Origin of the sequence: Mangrovibacterium sp. (assembly GCF_041596335.1) — a bacterium.
GTDB lineage: Bacteria > Bacteroidota > Bacteroidia > Bacteroidales > Prolixibacteraceae > Mangrovibacterium.
Window position 1 is genome coordinate 1 of record NZ_JBFHIT010000033.1, and the last position, 20548, is coordinate 20548.

Consider the following 20548-nt stretch of genomic DNA (forward strand, 5'->3'; position numbering starts at 1 on the left):
AAAAAGAAGGAAGGCTGAAGGTCGTCCGGATGTCCGAATTCCGGTTCGTCCGGATCATGGCATCAAAATGCTCGACGACTATGGCAAATCGGCTAATCCGGGTTATCCGTTGATCGGTCGATTGAAAGGCTTAGCCGAATTGTCGGGCCTGGAGATGGGAATTGAACGGATGCTTTGAACTGACGATTCGCTTGCTTAATCTAATGTTTGATGATGTGCAAGGTGGATTGGTGCACCTTGTCCTATTGATTGTTTCGTTTTTGGCTTCATTCTGATACGCTTCAGTGACGTCGACCATAAAAGGGTTACATAAAGGCTTGAGAATATGAAGGCAATGCAGTAATATTGATTTTGGTTATTCCGGAAAATATAAGCTGTGCTGTCGGGGTATTTGGTGAAAATTTAATTGCCATCTATCTTTACATTTTACGGAAGTGCAGTTAATTTCAGGGAAAATAGTATCTTTTACCAACTATCAATTTCAATTTTGAGTATTCGAAACAAAATAGAAGAAAAAAAGCTGATTGAACGTCTGAATAAGGGTGATGAAATGGCGTTCGAGCTCATTTTTTACCGTTATCGCGGCAAGGTGGGCAATTTCCTGAAGGGAGCCATCCCTGTTGGCTCCGACTGGGAAGAACTCGTTTCCGATGTCTTTCTGCGCATTTGGATGAATCGGGAGAAACTCGATTCGGAACGCCCGTTTGAATCTTACCTGTTCCGCTCAGCCCGAAATATTGTAGTTGACCAATTGAGGAAGAAGCTCGGACAAACGGTCTATATCCAGGATGGAGCTTTAGTTGCTGATTTTGGTGTAAATAATATAGACACAAAAATAGAGGAAAAGGAGTTGCAGAGCTGGCTTGAAGCGATGCTCCAAAAAATTCCCGATCAACGCCGCCAGATTTTCACGATGAATCGGTTCGAAGGATTGTCCTATCGTGAAATTGCCTCCAAATTAAATATTTCTGAAAATACCGTAGACACCCAGATCCGAAGAGCTTTACAGTTTTTCAGGACTGAGTTGAAAGCACTGAAATCATTTTTATTCTTTTTTTTCTGAAAAAAACACCTTTGCTGTCACGGAGGTCCATCAGGTTTTCGTATTCATAATAAAACGAACCGAATTCGTATGGACAAAATACTCTCATCCCTCATCGATAAACTGGTTTCCGGCCAGCCACTAGCTGGTTCCGAAATTGCGGAACTAAAAATTTTAATGAATGACCACACTAAGGCAAAAGAACTTGAACAATGGTTGTCCGATCAATGGATCGCAGCCAGTTCTGACGATTTGCCCCTTAACTACGATCGCCTAAAAAACAGGATTCAGCAATACGAACAAAAAAATACGAGCAAACATTCGGGAGGAAAATATCTAAAGCTCTTTGTGCGCTACTATCAGCAGGTTGCTGCAGTGTTGCTTATCCCCTTAGTGTTAGGTGTTTTGTATGGGCTATTTGCTCAGAAGCCTGAAACAAACATTTTTACAGCAGCAGCTCCTATGGGGCAGAAAGCCAAAGTGGAATTGCCAGATGGAAGTTCCGTTTGGTTGAATTCAGGTTCGCAAATCACCTATTCGTCTGATTATAACCGGAAAACCAGAGATATAAACCTGACAGGAGAAGCCTATTTTGATGTGGCCAAAGATGCCGGCAAACCGTTCTTTGTGCGTACTGCAAATGTTGATATTGAAGTAACAGGCACAAAATTTAATTTGAATGCCTACAACGACGAAGCGGTTACGGAAACGTCCTTGATCGAAGGGCATGTCAATTTGTATTTAAAAGATAAAGAAAACAAAAAATATGAGTTGAAAGCGGGGAACGTAATTGCTTATTCTGGCAAGTCCAATGAAATTTCGACATCAACATTGGATCGGGAGGCTGCAATAGGGTGGAAAGATGACAGGCTGATCTTTATTAATGATGATTTTTTTAAGCTTGCCCGAAAGATTGAGCGATGGTACAACATGGAAGTTGTATACAATCCCCGGGATTTCCAACGAAACAAACTCACGGTAAAATTATTGGAAGGAGAGCAACTCAATAAATTGCTGCAAATAATTGAATCAGCTGTAGGTGCGCAATGCACGGTGAACGGCAGTAAAATATATATCACAAAGAAATAAAATTTTGCCTATGCTCTAAGTAGACCAGTCTAAAATGAAAAGGGAAGTGTCCCACCACTTCCCCTTAGAATCGAAAACATTATTTAAAACGTTTAATTAATTCATTCCAAATTTATGAAAAAAAACAAGAAGATTTTTTCATGGGTCGATATTGTCCCATGGGAAAAAATTAGTCGAACTATGAAAGTACTTATTCTTTTACTAACGGCTACAATGGTTTCCTTTGCTTCGGGAAGTTATTCTCAAGGCAAAGCCTATACCATCCAGCTGAAAAATGCCAACTTACTGGAGGTGTTTTCACAAATTGAACAGCAATCGAATATGCAAATTGCATATGATATTTCTTCGATCGATATTCAGCGGAAGGTCGATATTTCGGCGACGCAGCAATCGGTGGAAGATATTTTGGACAAGGTATTGGAAGACACCGGTCTTTCATACAAAATTATGAACCGTTACATTGTGATCTCCAAGTCTGAAGGTGAAACGGCACTTGTTACTGCTCAGTCGCAGCAACCGCGAAAAATATCAGGACAAGTGACTGACAGCGGAAAGCTACCGTTGCCCGGTGTGGCGATTGTGGTGAAAGGAACCACAAACGGAACCATTACTGATTTTGACGGGAACTATGCGCTGTCAGACGTTCCGGGAGACGCGATATTGGTGTTCTCGTTTGTTGGGATGGAACTACAGGAGATTCCATTACAAGGAAGAAGTCTGGTTAATGTGGTGATGCAAGAGCAAACAATTGGTATTGAGGAGGTTGTTGCAATTGGTTATGGCGTTCAGCGAAAAGAAGCAGTAACGGGCTCAGTGGCATCAATGAAAGGTGATGAATTGCGCGAAACTCCATCGTCGAACATCACGCAGGCTTTACAAGGACGTATGCCTGGGGTGGAAATGTCGCAAACATCGTCTCAGCCGGGCGCCGAAATGCAGATTCGTATTCGCGGTACACGCTCGTTGAATGCCAGCAATAATCCGTTGGTTGTACTTGACGGTATCCCCTTCGCCGGTTCGATTGGCGATATCAACCCGAATGACATCAAAAGCGTCGATATCCTGAAGGATGCGTCAGCAACTGCTATTTACGGCTCGCGTGGTGCTAACGGTGTTATTTTGGTAACTACAAACAAAGGGCAGAGAGGTCAGAAAGCGCAAATCAACTACAGCGGCTACTATGGTGTGAAAAACGTTTTTGCCAAATACCCCATGATGAACGGGGAAGAATTTGTGGCACTCCGAAAAGCTGCCGATATGTTCACAAATGCGTTGGATGAATCGGACGACGTAAATACCGATTGGCAAGACTTGTTATATCGGACCGGTGTGGTGACAAGCCATGACGTAACCATTTCAGGAGGTACAGAGCAAGGTACATACAACTTCGGCGCTGGCTACTACCACGATGAAGCTGTGGTACCAACACAACAATACGACCGTTTCTCAATGCGTGGTAGTATTGACCAGGGAGTAGGCGAGTTATTCCACTTTGGCTTTACAACAAACAATAACTTTAACGTCACCGAAGGTAGCAACGTTGGACTGTACGGCGCATTAGCTGCATCGCCAATAGCGGATCCCTATAACGAGGACGGAACATGGAAAAGAACCATTAAGATGCCTCTGGATGAACAGTGGGTTTATTCGAGAGATATAATTAAAAATATTGGTGACAAATGGTTGAGCCAGACCAAGGCATTCGGGTCGTACAACACCTTGTATGGCGAGGTGAAAATTCCGGGAGTTGAAGGATTAAAGTATCGTGCGAATCTGGGTTTGAACTTTCGCATGAGCAATGGCGGTAGTTACACCGGCGAGGGAATAACCAGTACCAATCCAACAACCCCTTCAACTGCGTCAGTTAGTAATTCGCTCACAACCAATTGGGCTATAGAGAATTTACTGACCTATGAGCGTACTTTTAACGATGTACACCACGTGAATGTCGTCGCCTTGTACTCTGCTGAGGAAACGAAATACAACCGTTCTTCCATGTCCGCAAAGGATATTCCCTCGGACGACTTCCAATTTTACAACCTGGGCCAGGCCGCAGGTGAAATTACGGTTAATCCAAACAACCAGGACTATCAGGTTAGCGGGTTGATGTCGTGGATGGGACGGGCGATGTACACGTACGACGATCGATATATGTTGACAGCAACATTCCGTTCTGATGCCTCATCAAGGTTGGCCAAAGGCCATAAATGGCATAGTTATCCTGCCGTGTCAGCTGGCTGGAATATTAAAAACGAGTCGTTTATGGACGATGTCCGGGTGCTTGACAGGTTAAAGCTGCGTGTTGGTTACGGAGAAACTTCCAATCAGGCTATCAGCCCCTATGCAACACTTGGACGACTGAATACCCGACCATACAACTTTGGAAACGAAACCTACTCAACAGGTTACTACGTGTCAGAGCTTCCTAACGACAACTTAGGATGGGAGTATTCTAAAACATGGAATTATGGTTTGGATTTTACCATGCTGAAAAATCGCTTGTCTGGTACAATAGAGTACTATGTGACCAATACCGAAGACATTTTGCTGAGCGTTGGTTTGCCTCCTACATCGGGCGTGAACAGCTATACGGCTAATATCGGTGCGACCCAAAACAATGGTGTGGAACTCTCTTTTAATGGAACCATTATCGACAACAAGAACGGGTGGACATGGGAGGCAGGAATCAACCTGTATGCCAACAAAAACAAAATTAAGGCACTTGCCTCAGGTTCAGACGAGGATCGATCAAACTGGTGGTTTGTTGGTCAGCCAATTAACGTGATTTACGACTATGAAAAAGTCGGACTTTGGCAGGAGAATGATCTCCACCGTGATATTCTGGAACCAGGCGGAAATGTTGGTATGATTAAAGTGAAATATGCCGGCGATTATAATGAAGATGGCACACCGACAAGACAAATCGGGCCAGATGACCGGCAAATCATGAGCATAGATCCGGATTTCCAGGGTGGTTTCAATACCCGTGTGGCTTATAAAGGATTCGACCTGAGTGCTGTCGGAACGTTTAAAAGTGGTGGAATGCTGATTAGCACACTTCACTCATCCTATGGATATCTTAATATGTTGAGCGGACGTCGTGGTAACGTGAAGGTCGATTATTGGACTCCGGAGAATACAGACGCTAAATACCCAAAACCCGGTGGTATAACCGCAGGTGACAATCCAAAATATGGAAGTACTCTCGGGTATTTCAATAGCTCGTATCTGAAAATACGAACGGTGTCGCTGGGGTATAATTTCGAAAATTCCAGTTGGATGAAAGATGCAGGTATTAGCAGACTTCGTGTCTATTTTACCGTCCAAAATCCATTTGTGATGTTCTCTCCTTTCCACAAAGAGTCGGGTTTGGATCCCGAGACCAACTCATATGGCGATGAAAATTCAGCGGTAACTACTGGTTATCAGCGCCGTTTGCTGACTCTGGGGACGAACTCGCCTGCAACGCGAAACTACATGATTGGTATTAATTTGAATTTCTAAAAAGGACAATAATGAAACGTATACAGATAAAAACGTTGATAGGAACCGTAGTACTAACATTATTCCTGGTGTCGTGCTCGGATATTTTGGAAGAACAGCCGCGCAGTATTTATGAACCTGGGTTTTTCAAAACCGAAAAAGGGGTTTATGGAGGGCTAACCTCAATGTATGCCCACCTGCGCTATGTTTACGGACAAGCTTACTACTATAACACCTGTCTTACAGGTACCGACGAAGTAACTTACGCACAGAGTGCCGATGCAAATTTTAAGGATATGGACCTTTCTGGTGCAGGTTCAATTACCCCGACAAGTAGCCGTGCCGATGTACTATGGGGAGCCGCATTTTCTAACATCAACACCGCCAGCGGTATTATTGAGAATGCTGCTGCTGTGGGGACAATTTCGGACGCCCTGATCGCCGAAGCCCGGTTTTTCCGTGCTTTCGATTACTTTATGCTCGTGCAAACCTTTGGTGGAGTAGCTTTGGATTTAGGTGCAGGGGAACTGAAGTTTAATACCGCCCCGGCAAGGACCTCTGTACGTAATACCGTGCCTGAAGTCTATACCAAAGCCATTTTTCCGGATTTGTTGAAAGCAGTAGCGGATTTACCTGAATCAGGTCGTGTAACCGGCGGTGCTACGAAAACATTGGCACGCCTTTTCCTTGCAAAAGCTTACTTAACATACGGTTGGTGGTTGCAAAACCCAAACAACATTCCAACCTATCCCGAAACCGACCGGACAGACCTGGACGGACACGATGCACAATGGTATTTCCAGCAAGCCTACGATGTGGCAACATCAGGTATTGAAAATCCGGGAGATTTTGGATTGGAAGAAACTTATTATGACGTTAACTGGGCGCCAAACGACCGCAACAAGGAAACCTTATTGTACGCTGATCACACCGAGACAAGTGAATTTTACAATGGTGGCAGTCTTACCTATGGTAGTGGAGGTGCTCCCGATAATTTTGCTGTATGGATGATGACCTGGAACTACACAAACATTAGAAGTAGTTTCTCAAATTCAGGATGGACTGCCATGAGTTCGGTTCAGCGTGAAGCTGAACAACATTTGGGACGTCCATGGACGCGGATGTGTCCGACTATTGGTGCTATCGAAAACACTTTTGCAGACAAAACGAATGATTCCCGTTACGATGGGACATTTACGACCGTTTACCGTGGTAACTGGGATAAAGCCGGTATCAGCGATCCGGTGTATAATGCAAACTACTTGCCGGTTAACCCGGGCGATCCGATTCTTACTTTCCTTGACGAAGAACCAGCTACTGCCATTGATTACTCCAATTCGACTTTTAAGAGTAACATCGGTGCAGGTGTATTACCAGGAAGAGCTGACTATGTCGTATCTCCAAGCGGAATAAGCCGGATTGTCTATCCTGGGCTATGGAAGCTCGGTGTTTACCGCACCGACAACGGAAATGGGTTGGGACAACCAAATGCTGCCTCTACGCGTCCGTTTGTTATTGCAAAATTCTCAGAGCTTTACTTTGTAGCCGCCGAAGCAGCTGTGAAAGGTGCAACCACAAAAGCTGGGAAAAGTGCTAAGGAATTGATTAATGTTCTTCGGGCACGTGCCGGAAAATGGCGCTGGGACAACAATGGCAATACAGCCAAAGTACAGGACAATAGCGCATCAATGATTGCTGCAACTCCGGCCACTATTGACATCAATTTCATTTTGGCCGAGCGTTCTCGTGAATATTTTGGTGAAGGTTATCGTTGGTTAGATCTTGTTCGCACGCAAAAGTGGTCTGAAATTGCAGGTTCGTATGAAATTTGCGGTTCGAGCTACGGCGATCACACACCACAAACTGTAACACGCGATATTCAATCCTACCACTATTTGCGTCCAATTCCGCAAGGACAAATTGATGGTATGCAGATGAGCGATGCCGAAAAAGCGGCCTATCAAAACCCGGGCTATAATTAGTAACTGATTCTGTTAATAGTCGATATATAAAAAGGAGTTGTTCCCAACAACTCCTTTTTTTCCAAATAGCAGTTTCATTATCCAGCTACGGAAAGCCTTTGGGAAGTCCGGTATTTATGTTTCGCTGGCATCATCGTTTAAAGGCGAACAGTATAATCATGAGTAACAAAAAATAATATCCAATAACGATGAAAATATCTAACCTATTCGTTTTAATCGGAATTCTGTTCATTAGCCTGCAGCCAGGGTGTATTCAACGAGAGGCTGGGCAGAATGGCGCAGAACTTTGGTTCAGCCAGATGAAGGCTGCCGGTGAAGTTCCCGTAAATCATCCGAAATCCATTTATGTTCCGGAGCAATCAGTCACCTTCGATATTATCAGGAAGGAATTGGAGAACGGTTTAAATACCCTTTTTAACACTACAATTTTGTTTTCCTCCGAAGTGGAGGAACGAACCGTTGTTGTGGGCACGGCCGACCAGGAAATTATCCGTGAAAAAATTGATTCGACCGAATTACAGGCGCTCGGCGATGACGGATTTATTATTCGTGCGGATTCAACATCCGGGATTTTGCTGATTGCGGGCAACACCGACAAAGCCGTGCTCTACGGATGCTGGCATTATATGCGCTTGTTGCAAACATCCGATTCTTCGCTCCAATCCATAAACATCACAGAGAAACCCTCTTACCAGCGTCGAATTCTTAACCACTGGGACAACCTTGACCGGACTGTGGAACGTGGCTATGCCGGTTATTCGATCTGGAAATGGGACGAGCTACCCTCGGTTATCAGCCCTCGTTACGAGCAATATGCCAGAGCAAACGCGTCTATTGGCATAAATGGAACTGTGTTAAACAATGTGAATGCAAATCCCGACATCCTTACTAAAGAATACCTGGAGAAAGTAAAAGTATTGGCTGATATCTTCCGCCCGTACGGTATCAAGGTGTATTTGTCGGTTAATTTTTCGTCACCGAAAGAGCTGGGTGGTTTGGAAAATTCCGACCCTCTGAATGATCAGGTAAAAGTCTGGTGGAATGATAAGGCAGATGAAATTTACGCCCTGATTCCCGATTTTGGTGGTTTCCTGGTGAAAGCCAATTCTGAAGGTTTGCCGGGGCCACAGGATTATGGTCGTACGCATGCTGATGGTGCCAACATGCTGGCCGATGCCTTAGCTCCACATAACGGAATTGTGATGTGGCGCGCCTTCGTGTATAATCCCGATGGCGACGACCGGGCCAAGCAGGCTTACAAAGAGTTTGTTCCGTTAGATGGTCAGTTCCATAAAAATGTGATTATCCAGGTCAAAAACGGGCCGATCGATTTTCAGCCTCGTGAGCCTTTCAGCCCGCTATTTGGTGCTATGAAGCACACTACGCTGATGCCCGAATTGCAGATCACCCAGGAATACCTTGGGTTTTCGGATCATCTGGTATACCTGGGAACACTGTTCGAGGAATCGCTCGATGCCGACACCTACGTCGACGGGCGGAACTCAACCGTAGCAAGTATTACCAACGGCGAAATGTTCAATGACTCCATTACAGCTATTGCCGGCGTTGCCAATATCGGAGATGATGCCAACTGGTGCGGGCATCATTTCGCGCAATCAAGCTGGTATGCCTTTGGCCGTTTGGCATGGAATTGTGACTTGTCCGCTAAAACGATCGCCAATGAATGGCTGAAACAGACGTTTTCCCATGATGAGGATTTTCTGGCTTCGATGACAACCACGATGATGCAGTCGCGCGAAGCTGTTGTCAACTATATGACACCCATTGGATTACATCACCTGATGGGGTGGGGGCATCACTACGGCCCGGAACCCTGGTGCGAGGTGCCCGGGGCACGGCCCGACTGGTTACCAACCTATTACCACAAAGCCGACACCTTTGGTATTGGCTTCGATCGATCTTCAACCGGTAGTCAGGCAGTTTTGCAGTATGCTGAGCCGTTGCGGTCAATCTACGACAACCCGGCAACCTGTCCCGAAATGTATTTGCTGTGGTTTCACCACTTACCCTGGGATTATGTATTGCACAACGGCAACACCCTGTGGCAGGAGCTGTGCTACCGGTATTCCAACGGAGTTGATCGGGTGAAAGTATTTCAGAACAACTGGGATTCGATGAAGGGTAAAGTTGATGCGCAGCGATTTGAAGAGGTACAGGCGAAGCTGGCCATTCAGGTAAAGGAAGCCATTTGGTGGCGTGATGCCTGTTTGCTCTACTTCCAGACGTTCTCCGGCATGGAAATTCCTCATGAGTTGGACCGTCCGGCGCATGAGCTCGATGAGCTGAAAAAGCTCAAATTCGACATGACGCATCATAATTAAATGAGCGTAGAATCCGATGCTGGAAATGAAAAATTAATTTTTAGCGTCGGAACCCGATGGGCGACGCAATTGTGGAGTAAGCACACTGGCTGATCGTTTCACTCTTGAAAAATAAAACTGATAAACAAAGATTGGCCTTTTTATTGATTTGATTTAAAGAAGAAAAACCATGATAACTTTTGATTTTCATATTCCGACAAAAATTTTATTCGGAGCTGGAAAACTGAACCAGCTGGCAACTGAAAAACTACCTGGAAAAAAAGCATTGATCGTTATTTCTGCAGGGCAGTCGATGCATCGGTTTGGTTATTTAAAAAGGGTTCAGACTTTACTGGATCAGCAGAATATTCAATCGGTTGTTTTTGACAAGATCTTGCCTAACCCGATTAAGGACCATGTAATGGAAGGCGCCCAAATAGCCCGCGACAACGCTTGCGATTTTATTATTGGCTTGGGCGGAGGGTCTTCAATCGACAGTGCCAAATCGATTGCCATAATGACTGTTAATCCCGGCGATTACTGGGATTATGTCCACGGAGGAACCGGTAAAGGACAACCTATTAAGAACGGAGCGTTACCAATTGTGGCAATTACCACTACAGCCGGAACCGGAACGGAAGCTGATCCGTGGACGGTGATTTCCAACGGCAACGAAAAGATCGGTTACGGCGATGTATCATGCACTTTCCCCGTATTGTCGGTGGTTGACCCTGAATTAATGGTTTCTGTGCCGCCATTGTTGACTGCCTACCAGGGTTTTGATGCTTTCTTCCATGCTGCCGAAGGTTACATTGCCAATGTGGCAAATCCGATTAGTGACCTTTACGCGCTCGAAAGTATTCGCCTGATTGCCAGGTATCTGCCAATAGTTGTAGCTGACGGCTCTGACATTGAGGCAAGGGGGAAAGTGGCCTGGGCCAACACCTTGTCCGGTTTGGTTGAATCAACTTCAAGTTGTACCTCAGAACACTCTCTGGAGCATGCTTTAAGCGCCAGAAATTCTGATTTGGCCCATGGCGCTGGCTTGATTATTTTGTCGGAAGCGTATTTCTCGCACTTTTCGGACAAAATTCCCGGGCGCCTTAAAGATATGGCCAGAGCAATGGGTAAGGACGATTTCATTGAAGCGTTGACTGAGCTTCAGAAAAAATGTGGTGTTCACGACCTGAAGCTGTCGGATTATGGCATTTTGGAAAGCGAACTTCCGGAACTGGCGCTGAATGCCCGCAGAACAATGGGAGGACTCTACCAGGTTGATCCGGTTCCCTTGTCTGATCAGGATGCAGAAAAGATCCTGAGAAATTCCTTCTCCTAAAACGAAGGAAATTTGTAGCATGCTTGCACCCGGGAGATGAGTTTGTCTTGTTTTCCGGGTTCAAGGATATAAACCTTGAAAACCTGAAATCAATATTAATCAACCACCTGCTATGACTAAATTGAAACAAGACAGATGCTTATTGGCTGTCCTGTTGGTTGTCGGCCTCGTTCTGTCGGCCAAAGCTCCCTTGAGAGCACAGGAACTGAAATTAAATGAAAAAGACTACTTTGAAACCCGCGGACTAAATGTGCTGGTTTTCAGTAACTGGTACAATGGAAATTTTGGCGATTCGAAAATGAGCGGTGTCGAGCTGATCCATCACGAAGTTCGAACAGCTACCAATGGAGATATTCGTCTGAGCCCGACACCCGAGCAATGGGACCCGATCCCTGTGTTTGTGGAGCGGAAGGTGTACAAAGAATCAGGAACCATCGAGGCGTCTCTGAAATACCCCGACTACAATTTTAATTATCGTATTAAGGCTGTTCCATACGATGATGGCATGGTGATATCCATCAATCTGGACACACCGCTTCCCAAAGTATTGGAGGGAAAAGCCGGGTTTAATTTCGAGTTTTTACCAGCTGCCTATTTTGAAAAGGCCTACCTGGCAGATGGACAAAGTCACCTGTTCCCGCTCTATCCTTCCGGCCCTACAACGGTTATTGAGGGCGTTTGGAATCCAATGTCCCTGGCCGAAGGGAGTGAGATCGTGCTGGCCCCTGAAGATCCAGAACGGCGGGTGACTGTCAACTCAAAAACCGGGAAATTACACATCTACGACGGACGGAATAAAGCACAAAACGGATGGTATGTTGTGCGGGAATTAATTCCGGCCAATAAAAGCGGGAAGGTGATCGAATGGTTTGTTTCAGCCAATACCATCGATGGATGGACCCGCAAGCCGGTGATTGCTCATTCGCAGGTTGGATACACTCCCGGTCAACAGAAAGTGGCAGTCATTGAATTTGACCGGAACGATCAGTCGGATTTGCCGGTGAAACTGGTTAAAATTCAATCGGATGGAACAAGACTCGAAATTTTTTCATCAAAAATTGCCAAACGCGAAAATTACCTTCGCTACGAATATGGGAAATTCGATTTTTCCCAGGTGAAAGAACCGGGTTTATACTTGTTGGAATACGCCGATGTTCAAACCAAACCTTTTCGGATCTCCGCAGATGTTTACGAAACGACCTGGCAACCCACGCTTGATATCTTTTTCCCCGTCCAGATGGACCACATGTTAGTCAATGAGGCTTACCGCGTGTGGCATGGCGCCGCACATTTGGATGATGCCCTTCAGGCCCCGGTCGGGCATGAGCACTTCGATCTGTACGCACAAGGCCCGACAACCGATACACCTTACAAGCCGGGAGAACATATTCCGGGGTTGAACGTTGGTGGCTGGTTTGATGCCGGTGACTTCGACATTCGAACTCAAACCCAGTACCATGTTGTAAGCAACCTGGTTAAAACCTGGGAGCTTTTCAAACCCATGCGCGATGAAACCACCATCAGTCAGGAAAAGCGCTATGTGGACATACACCAGCCGGACGGAAAACCAGATGTCCTGCAACAAATCGAACATGGAGTGCTGGGATTGCTGGCCCAGCATAAATACTGCGGACATGCAATTCCCGGAATTATTGTCCCCGATATCTCGCAATACACTCACCTGGGCGATGCATTGACGATGACCGACAACCTGATTTACAATAAAAATCTGGGTGAACAGGAAACCACCGGTTTCGAAAGCGGAAAGTTTGACGACCGATGGGCCTTTACAAGTAAATCTACACCGCTGAATTACGGTTCTATTGCAGCTTTGACTGCAGCCAGCCGGGCTCTGCGTGGTTACAATGACCAGCTGGCGGAGGAGTGCCTGGGTGTTGCCCGCAAGGTCTGGGATGAGGAACACAGCCACGAACCCGACCTTTTTCACTTCGGGAATACAACCGGTGGCCAGTTACAGGATGAAGAACTGAAAGCCGCGGTCGAACTGCTTATAAGCACCAAAGATCAAAAATATGCCCAGCGGATTCTGGAATTATGGAATGAATTGTCAACTAGTTTCAGGCGGTATGCTGTTCACTTTTTGCGTGCCATGCCATTGATGAATGCTGATTTTAAAGCTCAGGTGCGTGTCAAAGTCGCAGATATGCAAAACAGCGCTGATCAGATGAACGAACAAACTCCGTTTGGCCTGCCTGTTTCCAGGGGTGGCTGGGCAGGTAACGGTGGGATCATCGAAATAGGCATTGAGAACTATTTTCTGCACAAGGCTTTTCCTGATTTGGTTACTCCCGACCTCACCTTCAAAGCGCTTGAATACATTCACGGCTGTCACCCGGGCTCCGACATTTCGTTCGTATCAGCGGTAGGAACTGTCTCCAAAAAAGTGGCCTATGGAAACAATCGGGCCGATTATTCATTTATCGCGGGCGGCGTTGTTCCCGGTGTATTGATCCTGCCTCCCGATTTCCCTGAAAACAAGGAAGACTGGCCATTCCTGTGGGGCGAAAACGAGTATGTGGTCAATGTGGGTTCCAGCTATATTTTGCTGGTACAGGCAGCAATAGAGCTGGCCAATAATATTTGAAGTTTAAGAGCGAATTTACCTTAAAACTGACGAATAGTTTTGGAACGATTTTGGGGTTTCGATTTGAAGAGTTGTGAAAAACGAATCCCGGCTTTGGACCTGAATTTTTAACGGTACCACACAATAAACATGCATTCAAGCGACGATATAAAACACTAACACTTATGAAAATGAAATTAACCGCCTTGTTTATCCTGTTGCAGTTTTTAGGCACAGGATTGATGGCACAGGAAAAGAACGAAAATGAAAGTGGGTTTCAATGGTTCGATACGTCCCTGCCGATGGATGTCCGCATTGACGAATTGATCTCGACCATGACGGTTGATGAAAAGATCAGCCAATTAGTGAATTCGAATGCTGCTATTCCGCGATTGGGTGTGAAGGAATACGACTGGTGGAACGAATGCCTGCACGGGGTTGCCCGCAACGGGCGCGCCACTGTCTTTCCGCAGGCCATCGCGCTTGGGGCAACTTTCGACGAAAAACTGGCTTTGGAAGTGGCCACTGCCATATCCGACGAAGCCCGTGCAAAATTCAACATTGCCCAGAAAATGGGTAATTACAGCAAATATGCCGGTCTTACTTTCTGGACGCCCAATATCAATATTTTTCGCGATCCGCGCTGGGGACGGGGCCAGGAAACCTATGGGGAAGATCCTTTTTTGACTTCGCGCATCGGGGTGGCTTTTGTAAAAGGATTGCAGGGTGACGACCCCAAGTATCTGAAGGCTGCAGCCTGTGCCAAGCATTTTGCCGTGCATTCCGGGCCTGAAGAACTTCGGCACGAGTTCAATGCCGTTGCTTCGCCCAAGGATCTGTGGGAAACCTATCTCCCGGCTTTCGAAGCCCTGGTGAAAGAGGCTAAGGTCGAAGCCATTATGGGGGCGTATAACCGCACCAATGGCGAAGCGGCCTGCGCCAGTCCTTTTCTTTTACAGGAAGTACTAACAAAACAATGGGGATTCAAAGGGCACATCGTTTCGGATTGCGGAGGGATTGAGGATATCTGGAAATACCACAAAATGGTTGCTACACCCGAGGAAGCGTCGGCCATGGCTATTAAGGCAGGGCTGGATTTGAATTGCGGCAATGCCTTTGAGAGCCTGCAAAAGGCACTGGATAAAAACCTGTTGACGGAAGAGGATATCGACAAAGCTTTGTATGACTTACTAAGGACTAAGTTCAAGCTAGGATTTTTTGATGGCGACGAAAATAATCCGTATGCCCGGATTTCCCCGGATGTAATCGGATCGGAAAAACATCGGAAACTCGCGCTCGAAGAAGCCCAAAAATCGATTGTTTTGGTGAAGAACAAAAACCACGTTCTTCCACTCAGGAAAGATCTGAAGAACGTATTTGTAACTGGACCTCAGGCTGCCAACGAGGAAGTTCTTCTGGGGAATTATTACGGAATGACGGATAATACGGTGAATATTCTCGATGGTATCGTCAGTAAGTTAAGCCTGGGTACTACCGTGAATTACCGGTATGGCCAGCTTCCGTATCAGGAGAATGTCAACCCGATTGATTACGTGATTCCCGCTGCCGTGTCGGCTGATGTTTGCATCGCGGTAATGGGACTCAGTGGCTTGGTTGAAGGAGAAGAAGGTGCAGCCATTGCTTCAGATTATAAGGGGGACAGGAAGGACATTCGTCTGCCGGAGCCTCAAATCAACTTTTTAAAACGGATCAAAGAACAGAGTAAGGGCAATCCGCTTGTCGTGATCATAACTGGTGGATCGCCAATCGCGATTCCTGAAATCTATGAAATAGCCGATGCGGTAATGTATGTGTGGTACCCTGGTCAGGAAGGCGGAACAGCCGTAGGCGATGTGCTTTTTGGCGATGTTATTCCATCGGGTCGCCTGCCCTTTACTGTGCCAAAATCGGTCGACGACATTCCTCCTTACGAAGATTATTCCATGAAGGGCCGAACCTATAAATATATGGAAAAAGAGCCGCTGTTCCCGTTTGGTTTCGGGTTATCTTATACGCAGTTCGAGTATAGCAAACTGACAATTGAGCCTGCTTCAAAAGGGAATGTGATTGCCAGCGTGACGATTGAAAATACAGGAGAATCTGATGCGGAAGAAGTAGCCCAGCTGTACATCAGCTCGCCAATGGCAGGGGCTGGAGATCCGTTGTATTCGTTGGTTGGCTTTCAACGTTTGGCGATCCCGGCCGGTCAGTCCCAAACCGTACGGTTCGAATTGGACGAAAAAACATTTGTGCAGATTGACGACTCAGGCGAACGCGTGCTTCGAAAAGGTGATTACAAACTGTGGGTCGGAGGATCACTTCCCGTAAGCAGAAGCGAAACGCTCGGGGCTTCGAAAAGCGTGGTAACATCAGTTAATGCTGTTAAATTACTGAAATAGCTGTTGTCGGCTGCTTCGTTTTTTTACTGGCCAGTTGTTTCCTGTTTTATCAGAATGCAAGGCCGTTGATATCAACCTGAAATCGGGATCAATCGCCGATGAACCGGAATGAGGCTATTGTACCCTGCCAGATAGCCGGCGTTTCTGTTTGTCTGGATATTAGCATCAAGTTTTAGATACGAAAAAAAAGGGTATTTGGCGGCAGTTATTCAACGTTAAGAACATTATTATGAAGAATATTGGCTTGCAAAGTTATACCGTTCGGGACCTGTTGTTTCGGGATTTTGAAAAAACAATCGAAGCGATTGCACATATCGGCTATAGCTGTTTGGAGCTGATGAATTATGAAGACGGAAAAATCTTCAACCGGCCAATATCGGAAGTACGGGCAGTTTTGGGGCGTCATCAATTGGCTCCACGGAGCTTGTGTACGTTTACAGGCCGGCACAATCCGAAACTCAGCGCAACACTGATAAATCGCTGGGAGAAGGTCATCGCAGATGCTATATCCCTTGGGGCAGAATACATTAGCTGTATCTACATCTTCCCGGAAGAACGGGAGAATTTAGATCAGTACAAAACCTTGGCCGACCTCCTGAATCGATGCGGGGAAATGGCCAAACGAGCAGGTATTCAACTGCTTTACCATAACCATGATTTTGAGTTCATAGAAATGGAAAACCAGGTCCCTTATAAATTGCTTCTTGCGAATACTGACCTTGAATTGGTGAAAATGGAAATTGACTTCTACTGGATTAAAAAGGCCGGGATAAACCCGGATGAACTGATTAATGCATATCCCCAGAGATTCCCTGTGTGGCATATTAAAGATATGGACGACACACCGAAACAGTCTTTTACAGAAGTGGGTGGCGGGATTATTGACTGGGCCGGAATTTTTCAATATTCAATACCAGCGGGAATGGAACAAGTGTTTGTCGAACAGGATGAAATTCAGAATACAGACCCGTTGACCAGCATCACGAGAAGTTTTAATTATTTGAACAAGCTTTTGTCAAAATAAAGGATGAGGTTTCGGAACAATGAATTTTTTCACTGTGAATTTGGGCTGGAGAGGTGTAATGTCGGGTATTGTGTCCCTGTTTGTAAAACAAATATCCAATATTAAAGTCCCTTTGATGGGAGTGAAATTAATTTTGGAAACCGGGACGTGTCCCAGCTGTTTTCCCGACCAAAAACAATGGTTTGAAAGAACAGAAGAAATTTAAGTCTTACTGAATGACTGAATGTAAAAATATTTCTAGGTGGATTTTACTTGTATTGGTTCTTTTTCTTGTCGCCTGTGATAATAGTGAGGAGGACCTGGCCCCGCCGGCTTCGCTTTCCTTTTCGGATAGCCCGATCGCCGCTGGCGAAGTTTCAAGTGATGGCGGAACGTTGACTTTCGATGTAAATTGGGCTTTCACGAGATGGACTGCAAGAGCGGGAGATGTTGTGCGCGGTAAAGCATTTATAAACACAATTAGCCCGGGAGCAGGTGGTTCAGCGGATCACGGCACTTCTCAGACGACGGTTACTGTCGTTTTTGATGCCAACCTGACAGCCACGGATAATCAGCAAAAGATCGTATTAAGTTCGCCAGCCGGAGATTTGAGTGATACTATTCTCGTTTTTCAGGCTGCAAAGGCAGTAAAGAAAATAAACGTAACATTCGATCCGAATACAAGCTACCAGACTATTTCAGGTTTTGGCGGGGCGAATATGATTTGGGGAACGGATTACCTGACTGAAAGCGAAATGGATTTGGCCTTTGGTACGGGCGAAAATGGACTGGGACTTTCGATTTACAGGGTGCGTTTGTCATCCAATAAGAATGACTGGGGCGGGTTGGTAAGCTCAATCAAAGGAGCCAACGAACGTAATGTAGAGGTGTTGGCAAGCCCCTGGTCTCCACCGGCCGAGTGGAAAAGCAACAACAGCGTCAACGGAGGTGGATATTTGTTGGAGGAGCACTACGCTGATTTTGCCAATTATATCAATGAGTTTGTTCAATATATGGATGGACAAGGCGCCAAGGTAGATGTGGTTTCAATCCAAAATGAACCGGACTGGGTGGCTGGCTACGAAGGATGCGAATACACGACGTCCGGGATGTACAACTTTGTGAAGAATTATGCCGGAACTATCACAGGAGCCAAGGTGCTTGCGGCCGAATCGCTGAATTCAAAGCATTCTTACACGGATAATATTTTGAACGACGCTCAGGCCGCAGAAAAGCTGGATATCGTTGGAGGACACCTGTATGGTTCAGGTATAGCGCTGTACACATTGGCCGAACAGAAAGGAAAAGAAATCTGGATGACCGAACATCTCCTGAACCTGAACAGTGGCAACAATCCTGATAATTGGACCACAAACACACCTGCCGCTACGATTTGGAATGAAACGATGGAGATGGTGACGGAAATCCAATCCTGTATGAGCTACAATTGGAATGCCTACATCTGGTGGTACATCCGTCGTTACTATTCATTTCTGGGCGACGGCGAGAAAGGAACCACCCGCGGTCAGATTCTGAAGCGCGGTTACGCCATGTCTCAGTTTTCTAAATTTATACGTCCCGGATATGTACGGATTAAAGCAGAGCTCGACAATCCATCAACTGCGTTGAATGTGACAGCTTATCAAGGCGACAATAAACTGGTGGTTGTTGCCATTAATCCTTCTGACTCCGACATCTCCGGCGTGACAATTAATATGCAGGGCGCTTCATTTACTGCGGTAGCCTATACGACATCAGAGTTTGTCAACCGGGAAATGGAATCGCTGATGACGGACAATGCTACGGTCAACTTTACGATACCTGCAAAAAGTATTACAACAGTCGTAATCAGTAACTAAAACCAAAAGCAGATGAAAAATCGGATGAGATTCAATTTTAAATTGTCCAGCTACAAAATGATCCGGTTGATCGGGGCTAATTGACAAACTTAAACTGATAAATAAAAAATAAATGAAGACAAAAATGAGATCAACTATGTATTTGGCATTCATTTTATTGATTACAATGAGCATTGTTCGTTTATCTGCTCAAACAATTCCGCTTGTCTACGACGTCGAGAATACCAGTGCTTATAATGTACAAACTGTTCTGCCGGATATTGCCGGGCTGTCGGTTGTCGCGCCATTGACCGATCCGTTTGCCTGGTCCGATGGACGTGGCCGTTCCACCGATTTTAAAGATTGGAACCGTCGGCGAGCAGAGATTGGCGCAGAGATTCAACATTACGAAATAGGTCCCAAACCGGATCGTCCGGATAATATTACTGCAAGCTTTTCCAATACGGATAGCATGCTCACCGTGATTATCGTTGAGAATGACGACACACTCAGGTTGACTTCGAAAGTTGCCCTGCCAGCAGGCGACGGACCATTCCCCGCAGTGATCGGTGTGGGAAGAAGTTCAGGTAGTCTTCCGTCCGATATTTTTTCCAGCCGGAACATTGCGCAAATTGCCTTCAATTTCACACAAGTGATGGCCCACCAGCAAACCCGCGGTAGTGAACCGATCAACAAACTTTACCCCGATCTGACATACATGGGGGCCTACAGCGCCTGGTCTTGGGGCGTTAGCTGTTTAATCGACGGACTTGAACTTGTATCTGACGAATTGCCCATCGATCTAAAGCATTTGGCGATAACCGGTTGCTCGTTCGCCGGTAAAATGGCCTTGTACGCAGCCGCATTTGATGAACGCATTGCCCTCACAATTGCACAGGAATCAGGTGGCGGCGGTGCAGCAGCCTGGAGAGTCTCGGAAACCTTGGGCAATGTGGAAACCCTCGGTCGTACAAGTCATGTCTGGTTTATGGAATCCATGTTTCAGTTTTCAAAAGACGTTGCAAAACTACCCTTCGACCACCATGAGCTGATGGCCATGGTGGCCCCTCGTGCTTTGTTGATTCTTGGAAATCCTGATTACGAATGGCTGGCCGATGAGTCGGGCTATGTGTCCTGCAAAGCAGCAAAACGCGTCTGGGATACCTTCGGAATATCCGATCGCTTTGGTTATTCTATTGTTGCCGGGCATGGTCACTGCAGATTGCCGGATATTCAGTATCCTGAGGTTGAAGCTTTTGTGGACAAGTTTCTGCTTGGCGATACTGCTGCGGATACCAATGTCGAAATCCATCCGTTTCCTGATGTTGATTTTTCGCGATGGACAGCTTGGTGGGGTACAGGAGATCCTGTTCTTCCCGCGAAAAGCGAGACAAATAACTGAATCCGGGGTGATTCCCGACCAGAAACGAGTCATAAAAAGCAGAAGCGAAACATATAAAAAGCAGGTTAA

The 20548-nt window shown here is 46.0% G+C and carries 12 protein-coding genes; all 12 read left to right on the top strand.

Going from position 1 to position 20548, the window contains the following annotated elements:
* Nucleotides 1-37 precede the first annotated feature (37 nt).
* A complete protein-coding gene (locus ABZD21_RS12365) occupies nt 38-178 on the top strand; it encodes a mannonate dehydratase (RefSeq protein WP_372775359.1) in 141 nt (46 codons plus the stop codon).
* Between the two features lie 309 nt (nt 179-487).
* Nucleotides 488-1063: an RNA polymerase sigma factor gene (locus ABZD21_RS12370; RefSeq protein ID WP_372775320.1), complete on the top strand. Its 576-nt coding sequence runs from the start codon at nt 488-490 to the stop codon at nt 1061-1063.
* A gap of 69 nt (nt 1064-1132) precedes the next feature.
* Nucleotides 1133-2131, top strand: a complete 999-nt coding sequence (locus tag ABZD21_RS12375) for a FecR family protein (protein ID WP_372775321.1) — start codon at nt 1133-1135, stop codon at nt 2129-2131.
* 180 nt (nt 2132-2311) lie between these two features.
* Complete coding sequence (locus ABZD21_RS12380) at nt 2312-5635, top strand: TonB-dependent receptor (protein WP_372775322.1); 3324 nt, start codon at nt 2312-2314, stop codon at nt 5633-5635.
* A gap of 11 nt (nt 5636-5646) precedes the next feature.
* Nucleotides 5647-7596 (top strand): RagB/SusD family nutrient uptake outer membrane protein, encoded by a 1950-nt coding sequence (locus ABZD21_RS12385; protein ID WP_372775323.1) that lies wholly within the window; start codon nt 5647-5649, stop codon nt 7594-7596.
* 188 nt (nt 7597-7784) lie between these two features.
* Nucleotides 7785-9938 carry an alpha-glucuronidase family glycosyl hydrolase gene (locus ABZD21_RS12390; protein ID WP_372775324.1) on the top strand — a complete coding sequence of 718 codons (2154 nt, stop codon included), beginning with the start codon at nt 7785-7787 and terminating at the stop codon, nt 9936-9938.
* A gap of 169 nt (nt 9939-10107) precedes the next feature.
* Nucleotides 10108-11253, top strand: a complete 1146-nt coding sequence (locus ABZD21_RS12395) for an iron-containing alcohol dehydrogenase (protein WP_372775325.1) — start codon at nt 10108-10110, stop codon at nt 11251-11253.
* 112 nt (nt 11254-11365) lie between these two features.
* On the top strand, nt 11366-13858 hold the full coding sequence (locus ABZD21_RS12400; RefSeq protein ID WP_372775327.1) for a glycoside hydrolase family 9 protein: 2493 nt from the start codon (nt 11366-11368) through the stop codon (nt 13856-13858).
* A 164-nt stretch (nt 13859-14022) separates the two neighbouring features.
* Nucleotides 14023-16236, top strand: a complete 2214-nt coding sequence (locus ABZD21_RS12405; RefSeq protein WP_372775328.1) for a glycoside hydrolase family 3 C-terminal domain-containing protein — start codon at nt 14023-14025, stop codon at nt 16234-16236.
* 229 nt (nt 16237-16465) lie between these two features.
* On the top strand, nt 16466-17260 hold the full coding sequence (locus ABZD21_RS12410; protein ID WP_372775329.1) for a sugar phosphate isomerase/epimerase family protein: 795 nt from the start codon (nt 16466-16468) through the stop codon (nt 17258-17260).
* A gap of 215 nt (nt 17261-17475) precedes the next feature.
* A complete protein-coding gene (locus ABZD21_RS12415) occupies nt 17476-19098 on the top strand; it encodes a glycoside hydrolase family 30 beta sandwich domain-containing protein (RefSeq protein WP_372775330.1) in 1623 nt (540 codons plus the stop codon).
* Between the two features lie 112 nt (nt 19099-19210).
* Nucleotides 19211-20479 (top strand): alpha/beta hydrolase family protein, encoded by a 1269-nt coding sequence (locus ABZD21_RS12420; RefSeq protein ID WP_372775331.1) that lies wholly within the window; start codon nt 19211-19213, stop codon nt 20477-20479.
* Nucleotides 20480-20548: the final 69 nt, after the last annotated feature.